The organism is Thermococcus eurythermalis, from assembly GCF_000769655.1.
Taxonomy (GTDB): Archaea; Methanobacteriota_B; Thermococci; order Thermococcales; family Thermococcaceae; genus Thermococcus; species Thermococcus eurythermalis.
The window spans coordinates 983,203-1,000,591 of record NZ_CP008887.1; the positions used below are offsets into that span (position 1 = coordinate 983,203).

Consider the following 17,389-nt stretch of genomic DNA (forward strand, 5'->3'; position numbering starts at 1 on the left):
TCAACCCCTCAGCCCGGGGAACCAGACCTTCTTACCGGCTTTCTCCTTCTCCTCGTCCCACTCGGCGAGTATTTTCACGGCCTCGCTGGCAACCAGGGCCGCTTCCTTCTCTCCGGCCTTGCCGAACTCGTTGGTGACGCGGTTAGCGAAGACCGCACAGACACAGCCGGCTCTGAGTCCGTAGATGTTGGCGAGCGTGTATAGGGTAGCGGCCTCCATCTCGAAGTTGGTGACCCTGGCCTGCCTCAGGTCGTCTATTATGTTCCTCGCGAAGCTCGGGAAGTATCCGTTAAGACCCGGCCTGCCCTGGCCGAGGTAGAAGCTGTCCGTCGAGGCCGTGATTCCGAGGTGGTAGCGCACGCCGAGGGTCTCGGCGGCCTCGATCAACGCGAGGGTGACCTCGAGGTCTGCGCTAGCTGGGTACTCGACGCGCACATACTGCTTTGAGGTGCCCTCAAGCCTCACAGCCGCCTTGGCTATTATCAGGTCGCCGATTTCTATTCCCGGCTGGATTGCACCGGTGGAGCCGACCCTTATGAACGTGTCAGCCCCGATGGCGGCGAGCTCCTCTATCGCTATGGCGGTTGAAGGCCCGCCTATTCCGGTCGAGGTGACGCTTATCGGCACGCCCTTGTACTTCCCGGTGTGCGTCCTGTACTCGCGGTGGAAGGCTATTTCCCTGGCCTCGTCCCAGAGAGAGCTTATCTTGGGCACCCTCTCGGGGTCGCCCGGCAGGAGGACGTAGCGCGCAACGTCGCCGGGCTTGCAGGCTATGTGGTACTGGTAACCCTCCTCAGTCTGGGGCCTCTCAGCGGATACGAACTTCTCTCCCATGGCGACCACCTTTTTAAGTCCGGTGTCATATGTTCAATACCAGCCCTAAAAAAGGTGATGGTATGCTGCGCTGTTCCCGGTGTGGAAGGACATATCCTGAGGCATTTCGCTTAACCTGCGAGTGCGGTGGGACACTTCTCGTCGAGAGACCTCCAGAGACCTTCACTCCGGAGCCGTTTCTCGATGCAAGGCGCTACCTCAACCATCTGCCCATCGAGAACTATGTAATCCCCGTCCCAACGATAACTCCAGTCAGTGAGATGGAAATAAACGGCGTTAAAGCGATTTTCAAGCTGGAATACCTCCAGCCGAGCGGCTCTTTTAAGGACAGGGGGGCGTGGGTCACGGTCTCAAAGCTACTCGAAGAAGGCATCAGTGAAGTTGTGCTCGACAGCTCCGGTAACGCCGCTCTGAGCCTTGCCCTCTACGGCCTCTCTGCGGGAATCAAGGTGCACACCTTCGTCTCCTACGACACGAGCCCCGGCAAGCTCTCGCTCCTTCAGCAACTCGGTGCCGTGGTTCACTACGTCGAAGGCGACAGGATGACCGTCCACGAGCGCACGGCCGAGTTCTCCGAGCGGAGCGGAATCACCTACGTTTCCCACTGGCTCAACCCCTACTTCCTGGAGGGCACCAAGACGATAGCCTTTGAAATTTACGAGCAGGTCGGCGTCCCGGACTGGGTCTTGTCTCCTGCCGGGAGTGGAACCCTCTTCCTCGGCCTCTGGAAGGGCTTTTCCGAGCTGAAGGCCACGGGCGAAATTGAGGGACTTCCGAGACTCGTTGCGGTTCAGGCCTCCGGCTACGAGAGCCTCTGCGGGCGCTCCCATGCCAGAAACGCCCTCGCGGAGGGGATAGCGATTCCAGAACCGCCGAGGCTTGATGAGATGAAGCGGGTACTCCGGGAAACGGACGGGCTCTGCGTGAGCATCAACGAGCTCGAAACGATGGGTGCGCTCAACTGGCTCAAGAGGCACGGCTTCCTCGTTGAGCCGACCTCAGCGGTTGTGCTCTCGGCCCTCTGGAAGCTCATTGAAATGGGCGAAATCAAGCGGGGTGAAAGGGCAGTCCTGCCCCTGACGGGGTCGGGGCTTAAACTAACCCAAGGTATTTAAACTCCTGCACCAACTAATTTTGGAGGTGGTGGCGGTGATAAGGTATCCCGCTGTTGCAGGGAGCTTTTATCCATCTGACGAGGCTCTCATCGAGATGCTGGAGGAGTTCTTCAGTGACCTTAGAGAAGATGGGAGCGAGAGGAGGATAACTGCCGGAGTAGCGCCTCACGCTGGCTACGTCTTCTCGGGCTACACCGCGTCGAGGACATACAAGGCCATCTTTGAGGACGGCCTTCCTGAGACCTTTGTAATACTCGGGCCGAACCACACGGGCCTCGGTTCGCCGATAGCTGTCTATCCTGAGGGCGAGTGGCTGACACCGCTCGGGAGCATAGAAGTTGACGCCGAGATGGCCAAGGCGATAGCGAAGCTTTCCGGAATAGCCGACCTCGATGAGCTCGCCCACAAATACGAGCACTCCATTGAGGTGCAGGTGCCGTTCATTCAGTACCTCAGCGAGCTGGCCGGTAAAGACGTCAGGATAGTCCCCATAACCCTCGGAATCCAGGACGAGGACGTTTCGAAGGCCCTCGGAAAGGCTATCTTCGAGGCCAGTGAAGAGCTCGGCAGGGATGTAGTCGTCGTAGCGAGCACGGACTTCATGCACTACGGGCCGGTCTACGGCTACGTTCCGTTCAGGGCGAGGGCCGATGAGCTCCCGCACAGGATAAAAGAGTGGGACTTCAGGCTGATAAGGAGAATCCTCGACTTCGACGTTGACAGCCTGTTTAGAGAGCTCCGCGAGATGAACCATACGATGTGCGGGCCCGGGGCTGTTGGGACGGCGATAGTTTACTCTCGCCTTGCCGGGGCTCTTGAAGCGGAGCTCCTCCACTACACGACGAGCTTTGAGGTAAGCAGGAGCACTGAGGCTATAGTTGGCTACGCGAGCATCGTGATGAGGAAGTGAACGAAAAGGCCATAAGGGGATTTTTCCATTTTTATACATGAAACTGGAAGAGGCCGTGAGAAAAATCCTTGAGCTCGGCGGGGAGAGGGTTAAGTTCATCATTCTCTTCGGCTCCCAGGCGCGTGATGAGGCGGGGAAGGACAGCGATATAGACCTGTGCGTTTACTACGAGGGAAGCCCCAAAGAGGCCTTTAGGTTCAGGGAACTCGTTCTTGGGTATCTGTCCGACAAATACGACGTTCAGGTGTTCCAGCTCCTCCCAGTTTATTTAAAGAGGGAGTGCCTCAGGGGGAAGGTTCTCTTCTGCAGGGACGGGACTGTTCTCTACGACCTTGCCTATGAAACGCTAAAGGAGTGGGAGGACTTCAAACGCTATTATTACGACTACCTCGGTCTGGAGGCGATAGAATGAGGGTCGAGCTTATACGCTCCAAAATCGAAAAATTCCTGGAGGGTCGAAGATGAGGGTTTTAGCATCTGCCCCGGCTAAAATTATCCTCTTCGGCGAGCACAGCGTGGTCTACGGAAAGCCCGCTATAGCGGCCGCAATAAATCTCAGAACCTATGTCTGGGCAGAGTTCAACGAGAAAGGTGCGATAAAGATAGAGGCCAAGGACATACGCGTTCCCGGTCTTACTGTGTCCTTCTCCGAGGACGAGATTTACTTTGAGAGCGACTACGGAAAGGCCGCAGAGGTTCTGAGCTACGTCCGTCAGGCAATAGAGCTGGTTAGGGAGGAGGCAGACAGGAGAGACAGGGGAATAACCGTCTCGATAACATCCCAGATTCCCGTCGGGGCGGGCCTCGGTTCATCAGCAGCCGTAGCCGTCGCTACAATTGGCGCAGTCTCAAAGCTCCTCGGCCTTGAGCTGACAAGGGAGGAGATAGGGAAGCTTGGCCACAGGGTTGAGCTCCTCGTCCAGGGCGCTTCGAGTGGCATTGACCCAACCGTCTCAGCAATAGGCGGCTTTATCCACTACGAGAAGGGGAAGTTCGAGCACCTGCCCTTTATGGAGCTCCCAATAGTTGTTGGCTACACCGGTTCTAGCGGTTCGACGAAGGAGCTCGTTGCGATGGTGAGGAAGACGAAGGAAGAAATTCCTGAGATAATAGAGCCGATACTCCTCTCGATGGGCAAGGTCGTTGAGAAGGCCAGGGAAATCCTGCTCTCCGACCTCGACGAGGAGGTGCGCTTCGAGAGGCTCGGGAAGCTGATGAACATCAACCACGGCCTCCTCGACGCGCTCGGCGTCTCGACCAAGAAGCTCAGCGAGCTCGTCTATGCGGCCAGGACTGCGGGGGCCCTCGGGGCAAAGATAACTGGTGCAGGTGGCGGAGGCTGTATGTACGCCCTCGCGCCCGGCAGGCAGAGGGAAGTCGCGACCGCCATAACCATAGCCGGCGGGACGCCGATGATAACCGAGATAAGCAGGGAGGGCCTCAGGATAGAGGAGGTGATTCCGTGATAATCGTCAAGATTGGTGGCAGTGTCTTCAGCGACAAAAGGGGCGAGCCCGAGAACTTCAGGGAGAACGTCGTCCGCTCAATAGCAGGGGAGATTAAGGATTTTTACCCCGAGGAGGACTTTATAATCGTCCACGGCGGCGGGAGCTTCGGGCACCCCTATGCCAAGGAGTACCGCATAAGGGAGGGCCTTACCGGGCTTTCGGAGGCGGCCCTGTTCTGGCGCAAGAAGGGGTTCTCTCTCACCCACCACGCCATGCTCAGGGCGAACATGAAAATCGTCGAGACGTTCATTAATGCCGGTCTTCCGGCGGTTTCCGTCTCAAGCTCCTCCGTTTTCCTCATGGACTCGGACAGGGTTGTTTACGGGGACGTTGAGCCCATACGGAAGCTTATCGAGACCGACTTTATTCCCGTCCTCTTCGGCGACGTGGCCGTTGATCTCATGAAAGGAATAGACATACTATCCGGGGACCAGATAGTCACGTACCTCACCAAGCTCTTTACCCCGAAAAAGGTTGTTTTCCTGATGAGCGTTGACGGGATTTACGACGGGGTTCCCGGGGAGGGCACACTCCTCCAGGAGATTCCTGCGGACAACATTGACCACATCATAAAGCGCATCTCCGGTTCAGCCGGGACTGACGTGACCGGCGGGATAATAAACAAGCTGAAGGAAGCAAAAGAGATAGCGCGCTTTTCCGAGGTCTGGTTCGTCAACGGCCTCGTTCCCGGGAGGCTGAGCGGAGCGATTAGGGGAGATGGCTTCGGGACGAGGATTGTGCCTTAGCAGGGACAAAATCTTTTTATTTTTCTTTGACATTGGTAACTTTGATAACTATGTTGCGTAAGACTTTAGCCTTCGTAGTGCTCTTTATCCTCGCTCTCTGGGGGCTTCAGAAGGCATCTTCCAGTGGCTACCTGAGTGCTTTCGATGCATCTCCTGAGAACCTGAACCTAAGCGTTCAGTCGGAGAACAACACCGTTATTGTTGAATGGGAACTCCAAGGTGGAAGCATAGTTAGAACTCTCGCCGGCGGAAGGGACGCGGTTATTCTGGTTTATCCAGGCTGGGTGGAGGACGGCGAGGGCTCGTGGCTTGTGCTGGGTGATGCCGAAAACCTGTCCGTGGCATTGAACGGTGAAAGCCCGAGGAATCTCACGATTATTTACCACCCGTTCCAGGTCTTAGCTTCCAATGGGAGCGCTCAGGCTAAATTGAGAGTCTTTGTAGTTCCCGTCGGCTTCCCATCAACGGTTCAGTCTGGAAAAATCGAATTTAACCTGGTAACCTACTACGGAATCTGCAACAACATCACTCTAAACGTGATTTATTTCCATAACACGGGTGAGGGGGACTACCGGGACCTCGTGCTCCTCCTCTCAGTTGACTTTGGCAAAGGATTCCCCATACTTCCCGGTTTCAGGTCGAGGTTTAACCTCACAATCGGGGCATCTGAAGTGCCGAACTTCCTCAGCTCGGCCGTGAACGCCCGCTACCTGGGCAACTGGATTGATGAACCGAAGGGCTGGCTGGTCGTGAAAACCGTGAACGTCACCGTCTGCCCACCCAAAACCTCTTAACTTTTTTCGTCTTCTCTTTCCCGGTGGTCTTAATGAAGGTTTTTGACAAGGAGGAGCTCACCATCATTCGAAAGTTTGAGCACATCGAGCACTGCCTGAAGAGGAACGTTCAGGCCCACGTTTCAAACGGTTTTGAGGATGTGCACCTCGTCCACATGAGCCTTCCCGAGATAGACAAGGGCGAAATTGACATGAGCGTCGAGTTCCTTGGTCGGAAGTTTGATTACCCGATTTTCATAGCCGGAATGACCGGTGGGACGAGGGGTTCACAGCTGGCCGGAAAGATAAACAAGACCCTTGCTAAGGCTGCCCAGGAGCTGAACATCCCGATGGGTGTCGGCAGCCAGAGGGCCATGATAAGGAACCCGGAGACCTGGGAGAGCTACTACGTTCGCGATGTTGCCCCGGACGTCTTTCTCGTCGGCAACCTCGGTGCACCTCAGTTCGCCGAGACAATGCCCGACCGCTATGGCATTGAGGAGGCGCTGAAGGCCGTCGAGACGATTCAGGCCGATGCCCTTGCCATACACCTCAACCCGCTCCAGGAGAGCGTCCAGCCCGAGGGTGACACCCAGTACCGGGGCGTTTTAAAAGCTCTGGCAGAGCTCAAGGCCGAGTTCCCCTACCCGCTAATAGCGAAGGAGACCGGTGCGGGGGTTTCCAAAGAAGTCGCTGTGAGGCTTGAGAGCATTGGGATTGATGCAATAGACGTCGGCGGTCTCGGCGGGACGAGCTGGAGCGCCGTCGAGTACTATCGCGCAAAGGACGAAATGGGACGAAACCTCGCGCTCAAGTTTTGGGACTGGGGCATAAAGACCGCGATAAGCGTCGCAGAGGTTCGCTACGCCACCGACCTGCCGATTATAGCCACTGGCGGAATGCGCGACGGGATAACAATGGCCAAGGCCCTTGCAATGGGCGCTACCTTCGCGGGCGTAGCCCTGCCGCTCCTCAAGCCCGCCGTCAAGGGCGACGTCGAGGGCGTGATAAAAGTCCTGAGGCGCTACATCGAGGAGATAAGGAACGCCATGTTCCTCGTTGGGGCAAGAAACGTCGAGGAGCTGAGAAGGGTCCCGCTCGTTATAACGGGCTTCACGAGGGAGTGGCTTGAGCAGAGGATTGACCTGCCAGCATACCTCAGGAGGAGGTGACATTCTCGGCCGTTTCTTTGCCACCTTTCTATGTTTCTTTTTCTCTAAGCAAATGCACACCTTTTTAAACCCTCGTTCAGAATAATGCCCAACGCAGCCCCGTGCCTCAGGAGGGGCCCGGGGCGGGAGGTTGATTGAGATGATAAAGGTCTACACAATCAGCGGTTACGAAGAAGTCGGTAAGAACATGACCGCCGTTGCCTACTCCGACGGCAAGCGTGAGGAAGTTGTGATAATAGATATGGGTATAATGCTCGACAGGGTAATGATTCACGAGGACACGAGCATCCAGAAGTTCTCCGACAAGGAGCTTCAGAGGCTCGGCGCGATTCCCGACGACAGGATTCTCTGGAAGAATAAGGGCAACCGGAAGGTCGTTGCGATTACCCTCACCCACGGCCACCTCGACCACATTGGGGCTATAGCGAAGCTGGCCCCCCACTATCCCGATACACCCATTTACGGGACTCCCTACACTATTAGGCTCGCCAAGGGTGAAGTCAAGAGCGAGGAGTACTTTGAGGTCAAGAACCCGATGTACGAGACCCAGTTCGGCGAAATCGTCCAGGTTAGCGAAAACCTCGCCATCGAGTTCATACGCATCACTCACTCTATTCCCCAGGCTTCTATGGTGGCAATCCACACCCCGGAGGGTGTTGTCATCCACACCGGCGACTTCAAGTTCGACAACAACAACCCGCTCGGTGAAAGGCCCGACTACAAGAGGCTCAGGGAACTTGGAAAAGAGGGCGTTAAGGTTCTCATCGCGGAATCAACGCGCGTCTCCGAGCCAACAAAAACACCAAGCGAGGCAGTGGCTCAAATGCTCCTCGAGGACTTCTTCCTCTACGAGGGCATGGACGAGAAGGGATTGATAGCAACCACCTTCGCGAGCCACATCTTCCGCCTCCAGGAGCTGATATGGATAGCCAATAAGATGGGCAGGCAGGCCGTTTTGGTCGGTCGCTCCCTGGCGAAGTACACCGGCATAGCCAAGCAGCTGGGCCTCATAAAGATGAAGGGGGCCCGCGCCGTTAGAAGCCCCAACGCCGTCAGAAAAGTCCTCAAGGAGGTCTCCCAGGCAAGGGAGAACTACCTGCTCATCGTTACGGGCCATCAGGGTGAGCCAGGGGCTGTTCTCACCAGAATGGCAGACGGCGAGCTCTACGACATCGGCAAGGACGACACGGTAGTGTTCTCCGCTGGAACGATACCGAACCCGCTCAACTACGCCCAGCGCTACAAGCTCGAAACGAAGCTCAAGATGCGCGGTGTGAGAATGATTAAGGACCTCCACGTGTCCGGTCACGCCAGCAGGGAAGACCACCGCTACCTCATAAGGCTCCTCAACCCGGAAAACATCGTCCCCGCCCACGGCGAGTTCAGAATGCTCACCCACTACGCGGAGCTCGCAGAAGAAGAGGGCTACATGATTGGAAAGGACGTCTTCGTTTCGAGGAACGGCTACGTCGTCGAGATTCCGTGAGGGCAAAGCTGATAAAGACTTACCACTTTTTCCCTTTGGTTGCTCTCATTACTCACGGGGTGATAAGATGGGCAAGTACGATGAGCTGTTTGCACAGGTTAAAGCCAAGGCCAAGGACGTTGATGCCGTTATCTTTGAACTTATCCCTGAGAAGGAGCCGAAGACGCTCTACGAGGCGGCGAGGCACTACCCTCTCGCCGGCGGAAAGCGCGTCAGGCCTTTTGTTGTTCTCCGCGCGGCCGAGGCCGTCGGCGGCGACCCAGAGAAAGCCCTCTATCCGGCTGCCGCGGTCGAGTTCATCCACAACTATTCGCTGGTTCACGACGACATCATGGACATGGACGAGCTCAGGCGCGGAAGGCCCACCGTCCACAAGCTATGGGGCGTCAACATGGCAATTCTGGCCGGCGACCTGCTCTTCAGTAAGGCCTTCGAGGCGGTAGCCAGGGCAGAAGTAAGCCCAGAGAAGAAGGCTAGAATCCTAGATGTCCTCGTGAAGACCTCCAACGAGCTCTGCGAGGGCCAGGCGCTCGACATAGAGTTCGAGACGAGGGACGAGGTAACGGTTGACGAGTACCTCAAGATGATTAGCGGAAAGACGGGGGCGCTCTTCAACGGCTCGGCAACGATAGGTGCAATCGTCGGAACTGACAACGAGAAGTACATCCAGGCGCTCTCAAAATGGGGAAGGAACGTGGGAATCGCCTTCCAGATATGGGACGACGTGCTCGATTTGATTGCCGACGAGGAGAAGCTTGGAAAGCCCGTCGGGAGCGACATAAGGAAGGGCAAGAAGACGCTCATAGTCAGCCACTTCTTCCAGCACGCGAACGAGGAGGACAAGGCCGAGTTCCTGAAGGTCTTTGGAAAATACGCGGGAGACGCCAAGGGGGACGCTCTCATCCACGACGAGAAGGTCAAGGAGGAAGTTGCCAAGGCCATCGAGCTCCTCAAGAAGTACGGCAGCATAGACTACGCGGCCAACTACGCAAAGAACCTCGTGAGGGAGGCCAACGAGGCCCTGAAAGTCCTCCCCGAGAGCGAGGCGAGGAAAGACCTTGAACTCCTCGCCGAGTTCCTCGTCGAGAGGGAGTTCTGATTTTTCTCTTTTGGATAAATTAGTATCTGATAGATATGGTAGATTTAAGATTCTTTCCCTGTGTTGTGTTTCTTATGCTGTGGTGTATTTTGCTTGGGATGTTCTACTCGATTGCGTCATCATGCAACTCTTTTACTTGGGCTTCTTTTGGACAAAAATGGCAGTAAAATCTAACTCTACATAAATTTATCTCCCTAAAAAAGAAGAAAGATATCTTAATAGTAGCAAGTAGTAAAGCTTATAAGGGTGAAGTGTGTATGCTTCATTGCAAAAACTGCAAGGTGGTGAAACTCCTATGCGGTGGAAGCCATTATTCGCAGTTCTATTGGGACTGCTGATGGTTGGCGTGACGGCAGGGAGTACCAACGCGCAGGTTTTCAGACCTACTATCTCTGAAACTTTGAGTGTCAGTGGAGTGGTCTTTGCCAGTGTCTCAGCGTTATCAACACAGATACCCTGTCCAACTAAAACAGTCTCTCCACAGGACAGAGCCTACTATATGAACTGGATTAGCACCCACACATTCAAAGCTAAGGTTTACGAGCGTAAAATCCCAATAGGGGACACAATTTATATCACAAGGACTATCATAATTCCTCGGCTTAACATAAAGTTGACAATGACTTCAACTGAGAACATTCGCAAGTTCATTAACGCCCCTTCAATGGATAACACGCGATCTCTGCTTATCATAGACAGAATCACGTACTATGAGACCAACGTAATAGTAACAAGAAACGATGATCCGTTTAAATGGTGGGCAGTGAGTCCCTATTTACCAAGATGGACTTGGGAAAGAAGTGGGGATTACTATGTTGCCGTAGACCCTATAAACCTCGTTTGGGGAGCGCCGAAGAGCATGGTTAAAGATACTCTTTCAGAGCACTCTTGGCATGACTATACAAGTTACGGTGGCAGACAATATATTTATATCCCAAGTAGGGGGTGGGTAGAAGCTGATGATATGTTCAAGGGTTTTTACTTTGGAACCCAACGACATGTAAGACTGTGGCAGCTTCCTAATGGGATAACTGTGGGTTCTGTTCATCTAGAACACTGGTCTTGGACTAAATTTGACCATGTAGTGGACTCTTATGAGAAACCAGAAGTTGAGATGCTCTCAACGTTTAGCTCATGGAACAAAGAATATGACTATTATAATCTCAACAATCCCAAGAAAGATGGAGATGGGAAAGCTACTTATATTTGGAAAACGTAATCTCAACGGGTGATTATCATGAGAAAGAGGATAACAAGAAAAGTAGAAGTCTCTGTCATCATAGTCTCTCTTTCCTTTTTGGCAGGCTTCCTCCTCGGGATTGATGCTAGGGGGCTCCTTCCGCTTGCACTCTACTTAACAGGACTCCTGCTGGGCTCACTGTTTGTTGCATTCGTTGCCTTTAGGCTCGGCGTTAAGCCGAGAGAACTCGCAAAGACTTCTCTAATTGCGGTTCCAGTCGTTCTCGCTGCCCTGCTGGTACTGATAAGGTTCGTGGCTTCCTTCATTGAAGCGCCTGCATCGGGCCCCACCGATGGCGACGGGTTTATGATAGTGCTGCTCTTCCTCCTGCTACCGGCTATTCTTCTCGGCCTACTTGGAAGTCTTTTCGAGCTATCCCTGTGGGGGCGGGACGGCAACCTCTCGGCCTGATGTTTCTGGTTTTCTCTTTTCAGCGCTTTGCAATCAGCCATCCAACCGGCGGGTGATCTGCTCCGGCCTTCCACTTTCCATAGGCTTTTTCCCACCTTCTCAAAAGCTCGGCGCGCTTTTCCTCGTCTTCTACCCTCTCTACGTACTCGCGAGGAATATATGCGAGGTAGTGAGGCAACTTAGGCTCGAAGGTCCCGCTCTTGATTACTCTCCCTCCAGCCTGCTCAACGAGCGCCTTGAGCTTCTCAAGCGTCGGGTAATGAAGGTCGTCCTTCTCGCCGAACAGCGCCTCAAAGATTTCCTCGCGCAGATTGTAGAGTTCGAGATGCGCTCTCTGCCTCTCATTGTTCGCCACTGGAAGGCTCTCCGCGATGAATACCCGCTCCGAGACTCGAAGCATCTCCGAGATGACCTTCACCATGGTTTCTTCACTCTTTAAGCTCCTGACCCCATGGACGAGAACCGCCAAGTCGAAGGCTCTGAACGGGAACGGAAGCTCCCTTGCATCAACCTTGAGCGGGATTATCCTGTGCTTTAAGCCTGCTGAAGCTGTTATCTCCTCGAAGAAGCTCCAGCGGGAGCGGTCAATCGTGACTACCCTCCCGGTTTCTCCGACCAAATACGCCAGAGGTACTGTGGTTAGCGCGTGGGCACCGCAGCCAACTTCGAGGACGTTCATTCCCTCCCTGATGGGAGCGAACCTGAGGACGCGGAGGCGTTCGAGCATCTCCGTGTGAAGCCAGTCGGGTGGTAAAGGTGGCTCGTTCCGGGGTGGGATTTTTGAAAGGACGCCTTTCTTGAAAGTTTCTTCGCTAACGGGCATGGAAAACACCAAAAATGGTTAAAGGCCTTCTATTTAAGGCGTTTTCGGAGAAAAGGTCTTATAAGTCGAGGACGAATTGATAGCTGGACTGAATTTTTAAAATGAAAAGAGAATAGTCCCTCACTCCACAAACACAGCGGGCTTCAGCGGCATCGCCTGCTTCTTCTTTCCTCCCCTGTCCTCCTCGGGGTTGATTATCAGCTCGACGCCGAGCTCCTTCTCTATGAAGTCCTTGGCCTCCCTCAGCGCCTTTTCCTCGTCTATTCTCTTGACCTCGAAGGCCCTCTCCTTGATGAGCCTCTGTATCAGCTTGCTTATCTCCTTGCCGTGCTTCCTCATCTCCGGGTCCTTCATGAGCTCCGCCATCGCCGACTTGAAGTCCCTCTTCTCGGCAACGACCTCAACGACCTTCCACTTCCACTCGGGGGCTGTGTAGACGTAAACCCTGCTCGGGTTCTCTATCTTCGCAACGCGGATTATCTCCTTGACGTCCTCGATGAAGGCCTTGACGAACTCTTCCTCCGCTTCAACAGTCTCGTCCCACCACTCGGGGACTGGCTCTGGCCACTTCGCCAGGCTCACGAAGCCCTCTCCTCCAAGCTTCTCCCAGAGCTCCTCGCTGATGTGCGGTGTGAACGGTGCCATCAGCCTGACCCAGACGTCGGCGAGTTTTCTAAGGACGAAGCGCTTTGCCTCGTCGTCCCTGCCCTCGGTTCTGCGCATGTACCAGCGCAGGTCGTTGAGAACCGTGTAGAACGCCCACTGGACGGCAGTCCTCGTCCTGAACTCCTCAAGGGCCTTGGTGGTTCCCTCGATGGCCTTGTTAAGGCGGTGGAGCATCCAGCGGTCAATGGCTTTGAGCTCGACGCCCTCTTTGGCTTCATAGCTTGAGAACTCGCTTATCAGCTCGTAGAAGCGCTCGACCTGTCTGCGGAGCTTTCCGACCTCCTTCCTGCGCCAGTCGAAGTCGCTGTCGTGCTCGGCAAGGCCCATTATGTAGAGCCTCACAACATCTGCCCCATTCTCCTCTATGGCATCTATGAAGTTCAGCACGTTGCCCTTGCTCTTGCTCATCTTCTGGCCCTCGAGCGTTCCGAAGCCGTTCACAGCTATGCCCTTCGGCCAGTGCTCCCTCTTGAATATGGCCGTGTGGTTGAATATGAAGAACGTCAGGTGGTTCGGAATGAGGTCTTTAGCTGAACAGCGCCAATCGAGCGGGTACCAGTACTCGAACTCCTCCTTCATCTCGTGGATTATCTCGGCTGGAATTCCAGTCTTCTCGGCAAGCTCCTTCTCCTTCTCCTCGCTGAAGTCCTCGCGGAAGATGTAGTCGAAGAACTCCCTCGTGAGCTTCTCGGGATCGAGTCTGCCCTCCTCGCGGAGCTTGTTTATGTGCCTGCTTATCGTGTAGTAGGCCATGTAGATTGTCGAGTCGCTCAGGCTCTCGATTACCCACTCGGGGTCCCAGGGCAGGGGCGTTCCAAGGCCGACCTTTCTGGCACAGGCCTTCTTGTCGAGCCAGTCTATAACGGCCTCGAACTGCGCGCGCCTGCTCTCAGGGTAAATCGTCATGCTGGCGAGCGCTTCCCTCGCCTTCTCCTTCCACTCGGGGTTCCCGTAGTCTATGAACCACTGGTCGTGGATTATCTTGATGACGGCCTGGTTGCCGAAGCGCGAGATGACGGGCTTCTCCGCGAACTCGTACATTATCTCCGCTATTCCCTTTTCCTGGAGCTCCTTTGCAATGAGCTCTTTGACCTCCTGGACGGGCTTGCCTTTGTAGGGCTCAATCTTGAATACTCCCTTGTGGTACTCGGCCTTGTAGATGTTCTTTGTGGCCTCTTCGAGCTTCTCCTTGTCCCTCTGGCTCTTCACGCCGAGTTTCTCAGCCTCCTCAACAGCTGGAAACTCGCCGTAGCCCTCAAGCTCTATCAGCGAGATGTAAGTGATGTCCTCTAAGACGCGCGGGTCGATGTCGAACTTGAGTAGCAGTTCGGTTTCCTTCTTTAGGTCTTCGAGGGCTATGTGGTCAAAGGGGGCATGCGCTGGAACGCTCATGACTACTCCCGTCGCGTTGTCCGGGTCAACGAACTCTGCAGGAAGGATAATGACCTCGTCGCCCGTTACTGGGTTCTTAACGTACTTGCCGATGAGCTTCTCGCCCTTGAACTCCTCTATGACCTCAATCTCCCTGTCCTGGAAGGAGAGCTTGTAAGCGGCCTCCTTGCTGATTATCCATGTCTCAACTTTATCGCCGCGCTTGACCTTTGCCTTGACGTACGTGGCGTTTGGATTCAGCCACATGTTGGTCACGCCGTAAACCGTCTCGGGCCTAAGCGTCGCCGCTGGAAGGTAGATTTTCTCGCCGTTCTCCTCCAGGATGAACTTGATTATCACGTATTCGAGAATCTGGACGTCCTCACCCTCCATTATGTCGTGGTCGCCGAGGGGGGTTCCAACAACGGGGTCCCAGCGGACGCGGTGGGCGCCCTTAACGACCAGCCCCATGTCCTTGAGCGTCCAGAACTGCCACTCTACGAACTTGCTGAAGGGCGGGAAGAGACTGGTAGTGTGGAACTCGCGCGTCCAGTCAACTGAAAAACCTGCCCTGATGAACGTCTCCTTCGCGGCCCTCATGAAGTACTTGACGATTTCCTTGGGGTCCTCGAACTTCCAGAGTATCTCCTCCGGAACCTTGTAGACGTCGCGGTAGATGTGTATGGTCTTCGGGTCGCGGTTCTTTATGCGCTCTGCTATGCCCACTATCGGAGCTCCCGTGATGTGCCAGGCCATCGGAAACAGCACGTTGTAGCCCTGCATCCTCTTGAAGCGTGCTATCACATCGGGAATCGTGTAAGTCCTCGCGTGGCCGACGTGGAGGTGCCCCGAAAGGTACGGGAAGGCGACGGTGATGTAGAACTTTTTCTCCTTGGGCTTCGCGTTTCTGTCGGGTTCGAAGACCTTCTCCTCAAGCCAGCGCTTCTGCCACTTCTCCTCAATGGCCTTGAAGTTAAGCTCAGCCATGGCCATACCTCCTCAGAATTTTTTCAAAAGAGCATGAGCGATACTCCAGAATAGGGGAGTCTTTCAGGAAATCAGGCGCTTTGCAACCAGCGGTGGAGAAGACACTCCCCCCTCATTGGCATCGGAGCGAGTAGGGTTTTTGATATTTAAATCTTTTGGAATCCTGGCTGGGCGGAGCGGGCTGCATCGGGGCACGTTGGGGTAAAGTATAAAGAAGAAGCAGAAGAAATCCAAAAACAGAGGCCGAGCCTAAAAGGTGGGCTCTTCCACGGGGTTCAGCTTCAACCTCTTCTCCCGCGCGACTGTGCCGTAGAAGCGGGCGCTCTCCCTGGGGATTCTCCGGAAGTTCGCCCCTACTTCCACCAGCCCGAACTTAGGCTCGAACCCGCTGTTCTCTGAATTTTACCTTTCTTCCACCTCCCAGTACCCTCAGCATCGCGAGCGCACCGGCGGCGCTCCACGCCTGCGGGCAGTTTGCGTACGGAACTGGCACCGGTTCGCTGAAGCCTGCAAAAAGCTCGGGTATCTTTCCGAGCGCCCGGAAGGCCTTCACCTGCGCCCTGGCGAGCGCCTTGGCCTCCCCCACCTTTCCTGCCCTGAGGAGGCCGAGGCATATAATGGCGTTGTCGTGGGGCCACACGCTCCCGTTGTGGTAGCTCATCGGGTTGTAGGCCCTCTCCTCCGTGCCGAGCGTCCGCACCCCAAGGCCAGAAAACAGGTTCGGCCTGAACAGCCTCTCCGCGGTCTCGTCTATGCGGTCTGCTATCCCGGTTATGAGGACGTGTCCCATGTTTGAGGAGGCGACCCCTATGGCCCTGCCCCTCCCGTCTATGGCGAGTGCGTAGTATTCACCCGTCCAGAAGTCCCTGTTGAACCTCTCCCTCAGCTCCCTGGCCGTCTTCAGGAGCATCTCCCCATCAAGGCCGGTGAGCTCAAGCTCCCCCGCGAGCCTGAGCGCCCAGTATGCGTAGGCCTGCACCTCCACGAGCGCGATTGGGTGGACTGCCTGCTCCCCGCTCTCGTCCGGTATGCTCCCCTTCCAGTCCTTCCAGCCCTGGTTCTCAAGGAGGCCCCTCCCGTAGCGTATGTAGCCTTCCCCCTCCCCAAGCCTGCGGAGTATCCAGCCAACCGCCGAGGTCAGGCTCTCCCTGAGCGTGCGTACTGTCCCCCTGTCCCCTGTCCTTGTCAGGTACTCGCCGGCCAGGGCTACGTAGAGGGGGGTGGAGTCAACGCTCCCGTAATAGGGGGAGAACGGGATTCTGCCGGCCTGGCACAGCTCCCCGAACCTGTACTCGTGGGGTATCTTTCCGGGCTCCTCCTCGCTCCTCTCGTCCCATTTCCTTCCCTGGAGTCTGGCCAGGGTCAGGAGGACGCCGCGCGCAAGCTCTGGGAATACATCGAGGAGGAAGAACGAAGTCCACAGGCTGTCCCTGCCGAAGATGGCGGCGAAGTACGGGATTCCGGCAAGCGGAAAGAGGTTCCCGTCCACCCTCACGAGGAGGCGCTCAAGGTCTCTCGCCGCCATGCCCCCGATGTAGGGTTCTGCCCTTGGAACGAGGAAGTCGAGCTTTATACCAGCCGGGAGCGGAGGAGCTATTTGGTGGCTACCCTCGACCGAAGGTGTTGCCCGCAGGAAGCACGTCTCGGTGCTCCTCGGCGCGACGGTTATCTTTCCGCTCTTCTCCTCTATCTTCAGCCGCCGCACCCTGCCGTCGGCCCCCTTCCAGACGAGGGTGTTGCCCTCCTGGAGCGGGTGCCTCTCGACTCTCCCCCAGTCAGCTTCAAGGATGTCCTCAAAAGGCGTGGAGTAGCTGAACGCTACGTCCAGTTCAACCGGGGAATGGGTGGGGTTGAAGACGAGCACCCCCTCATGGTAGCCGTTTCCGGTTGTTATTCTCCTGATGACGTAGCACTTTCCGGCCCGGTAAACTGCGGTTATGCCCTCCCCTCCTGACACTTCAAGGAGCTTTGCCCCCTCAATGGAAACCCCGACGCCCCGCAGAAAAATTGTATCGTAGGCTATGTAGTCCGCTTCCCCCGAAATTTCGTTTAGAATCGCGATTTCGTGGCCATAAGAAGCCGTGAGCACGCCGTTTCACCCGTAGTGTGTATCTTGGGGAGTATAAAAGGTTTTTCGGCACCATGGCCGTCGTGAGGCTGTTAAACAGCATGCTCACGGCTTCTTAAGTAGGTGCAGAAAGGCACTGATGCGATACCAAAACAGCCGTTTTCAGGCTTTAAGGGATAA

The 17,389-nt window shown here is 55.4% G+C and carries 15 protein-coding genes; 11 read left to right on the forward strand and 4 right to left on the reverse strand.

The window, feature by feature from the left end:
* Positions 1 to 834, reverse strand: coding sequence for a uridine phosphorylase (gene udp / locus TEU_RS05335; protein ID WP_050002791.1), 834 nt, complete (start codon positions 832 to 834; stop codon positions 1 to 3).
* 62 nt (positions 835 to 896) lie between these two features.
* Here udp and TEU_RS05340 point away from each other — a divergent pair, with 62 nt between their 5' ends.
* The 11 genes from TEU_RS05340 to TEU_RS05390 all read left to right on the forward strand — a co-directional run bounded on the left by TEU_RS05340 (position 897) and on the right by TEU_RS05390 (position 11,294).
* Positions 897 to 1,949, forward strand: a complete 1,053-nt coding sequence (locus TEU_RS05340; protein WP_050002792.1) for a pyridoxal-phosphate dependent enzyme — start codon at positions 897 to 899, stop codon at positions 1,947 to 1,949.
* 34 nt (positions 1,950 to 1,983) lie between these two features.
* A complete protein-coding gene (locus TEU_RS05345) occupies positions 1,984 to 2,859 on the forward strand; it encodes an MEMO1 family protein (RefSeq protein ID WP_050002793.1) in 876 nt (291 codons plus the stop codon).
* A gap of 37 nt (positions 2,860 to 2,896) precedes the next feature.
* Positions 2,897 to 3,271 carry a type VII toxin-antitoxin system MntA family adenylyltransferase antitoxin gene (mntA, locus tag TEU_RS05350; protein ID WP_050002794.1) on the forward strand — a complete coding sequence of 125 codons (375 nt, stop codon included), beginning with the start codon at positions 2,897 to 2,899 and terminating at the stop codon, positions 3,269 to 3,271.
* 49 nt (positions 3,272 to 3,320) lie between these two features.
* The gene (locus TEU_RS05355) at positions 3,321 to 4,325 is read left to right on the forward strand and encodes a mevalonate kinase (RefSeq protein ID WP_050002795.1); all 1,005 of its coding nucleotides are present in this window, start codon (positions 3,321 to 3,323) and stop codon (positions 4,323 to 4,325) included.
* Complete coding sequence (locus TEU_RS05360) at positions 4,322 to 5,113, forward strand: isopentenyl phosphate kinase (protein WP_050002796.1); 792 nt, start codon at positions 4,322 to 4,324, stop codon at positions 5,111 to 5,113. Before TEU_RS05355 ends, TEU_RS05360 begins: the two co-directional genes overlap by 4 nt.
* A 41-nt stretch (positions 5,114 to 5,154) precedes the next feature.
* Positions 5,155 to 5,907 (forward strand): hypothetical protein, encoded by a 753-nt coding sequence (locus TEU_RS05365; protein ID WP_144244823.1) that lies wholly within the window; start codon positions 5,155 to 5,157, stop codon positions 5,905 to 5,907.
* A 32-nt stretch (positions 5,908 to 5,939) separates the two neighbouring features.
* Complete coding sequence (gene fni, locus TEU_RS05370; protein ID WP_050002798.1) at positions 5,940 to 7,058, forward strand: type 2 isopentenyl-diphosphate Delta-isomerase; 1,119 nt, start codon at positions 5,940 to 5,942, stop codon at positions 7,056 to 7,058.
* A 139-nt stretch (positions 7,059 to 7,197) separates the two neighbouring features.
* The gene (locus TEU_RS05375; RefSeq protein WP_050002799.1) at positions 7,198 to 8,544 is read left to right on the forward strand and encodes an RNase J family beta-CASP ribonuclease; all 1,347 of its coding nucleotides are present in this window, start codon (positions 7,198 to 7,200) and stop codon (positions 8,542 to 8,544) included.
* A gap of 67 nt (positions 8,545 to 8,611) precedes the next feature.
* Positions 8,612 to 9,643, forward strand: a complete 1,032-nt coding sequence (locus TEU_RS05380) for a polyprenyl synthetase family protein (RefSeq protein ID WP_050002800.1) — start codon at positions 8,612 to 8,614, stop codon at positions 9,641 to 9,643.
* 337 nt (positions 9,644 to 9,980) lie between these two features.
* Entirely contained in the window at positions 9,981 to 10,862 is an 882-nt protein-coding gene (locus tag TEU_RS05385; RefSeq protein WP_144244824.1) for a hypothetical protein, read from the forward strand.
* A gap of 18 nt (positions 10,863 to 10,880) precedes the next feature.
* Entirely contained in the window at positions 10,881 to 11,294 is a 414-nt protein-coding gene (locus TEU_RS05390; protein ID WP_050002802.1) for a hypothetical protein, read from the forward strand.
* Positions 11,295 to 11,313: 19 nt separating this feature from the next.
* On the opposite strand, the gene TEU_RS05395 is transcribed toward TEU_RS05390, so the two are convergent.
* The 3 genes from TEU_RS05395 to TEU_RS05405 form a co-directional block, all read right to left on the reverse strand.
* A complete protein-coding gene (locus TEU_RS05395; protein WP_050002803.1) occupies positions 11,314 to 12,117 on the reverse strand; it encodes a class I SAM-dependent methyltransferase in 804 nt (267 codons plus the stop codon).
* A 120-nt stretch (positions 12,118 to 12,237) separates the two neighbouring features.
* Positions 12,238 to 15,141 (reverse strand): leucine--tRNA ligase, encoded by a 2,904-nt coding sequence (gene leuS / locus TEU_RS05400; RefSeq protein WP_050002804.1) that lies wholly within the window; start codon positions 15,139 to 15,141, stop codon positions 12,238 to 12,240.
* 373 nt (positions 15,142 to 15,514) lie between these two features.
* Complete coding sequence (locus TEU_RS05405; protein WP_050002805.1) at positions 15,515 to 17,230, reverse strand: MGH1-like glycoside hydrolase domain-containing protein; 1,716 nt, start codon at positions 17,228 to 17,230, stop codon at positions 15,515 to 15,517.
* Between the last annotated feature and the right edge of the window lie 159 nt (positions 17,231 to 17,389).

What these genes read in the sequence shown, in the direction of transcription:
- TEU_RS05395 (WP_050002803.1), bottom strand. Translation starts at nt 12,117, where the DNA reads ATGCCCGTTAGCGAAGAAACTTTCAAGAAAGGCGTCCTTTCAAAAATC.
- TEU_RS05380 (WP_050002800.1), top strand. Translation starts at nt 8,612, where the DNA reads ATGGGCAAGTACGATGAGCTGTTTGCACAGGTTAAAGCCAAGGCCAAG.
- leuS (WP_050002804.1), bottom strand. Translation starts at nt 15,141, where the DNA reads ATGGCTGAGCTTAACTTCAAGGCCATTGAGGAGAAGTGGCAGAAGCGC.
- fni (WP_050002798.1), top strand. Translation starts at nt 5,940, where the DNA reads ATGAAGGTTTTTGACAAGGAGGAGCTCACCATCATTCGAAAGTTTGAG.
- TEU_RS05340 (WP_050002792.1), top strand. Translation starts at nt 897, where the DNA reads ATGCTGCGCTGTTCCCGGTGTGGAAGGACATATCCTGAGGCATTTCGC.
- udp (WP_050002791.1), bottom strand. Translation starts at nt 834, where the DNA reads ATGGGAGAGAAGTTCGTATCCGCTGAGAGGCCCCAGACTGAGGAGGGT.
- TEU_RS05355 (WP_050002795.1), top strand. Translation starts at nt 3,321, where the DNA reads ATGAGGGTTTTAGCATCTGCCCCGGCTAAAATTATCCTCTTCGGCGAG.
- TEU_RS05385 (WP_144244824.1), top strand. Translation starts at nt 9,981, where the DNA reads ATGGTTGGCGTGACGGCAGGGAGTACCAACGCGCAGGTTTTCAGACCT.
- mntA (WP_050002794.1), top strand. Translation starts at nt 2,897, where the DNA reads ATGAAACTGGAAGAGGCCGTGAGAAAAATCCTTGAGCTCGGCGGGGAG.
- TEU_RS05390 (WP_050002802.1), top strand. Translation starts at nt 10,881, where the DNA reads ATGAGAAAGAGGATAACAAGAAAAGTAGAAGTCTCTGTCATCATAGTC.
- TEU_RS05375 (WP_050002799.1), top strand. Translation starts at nt 7,198, where the DNA reads ATGATAAAGGTCTACACAATCAGCGGTTACGAAGAAGTCGGTAAGAAC.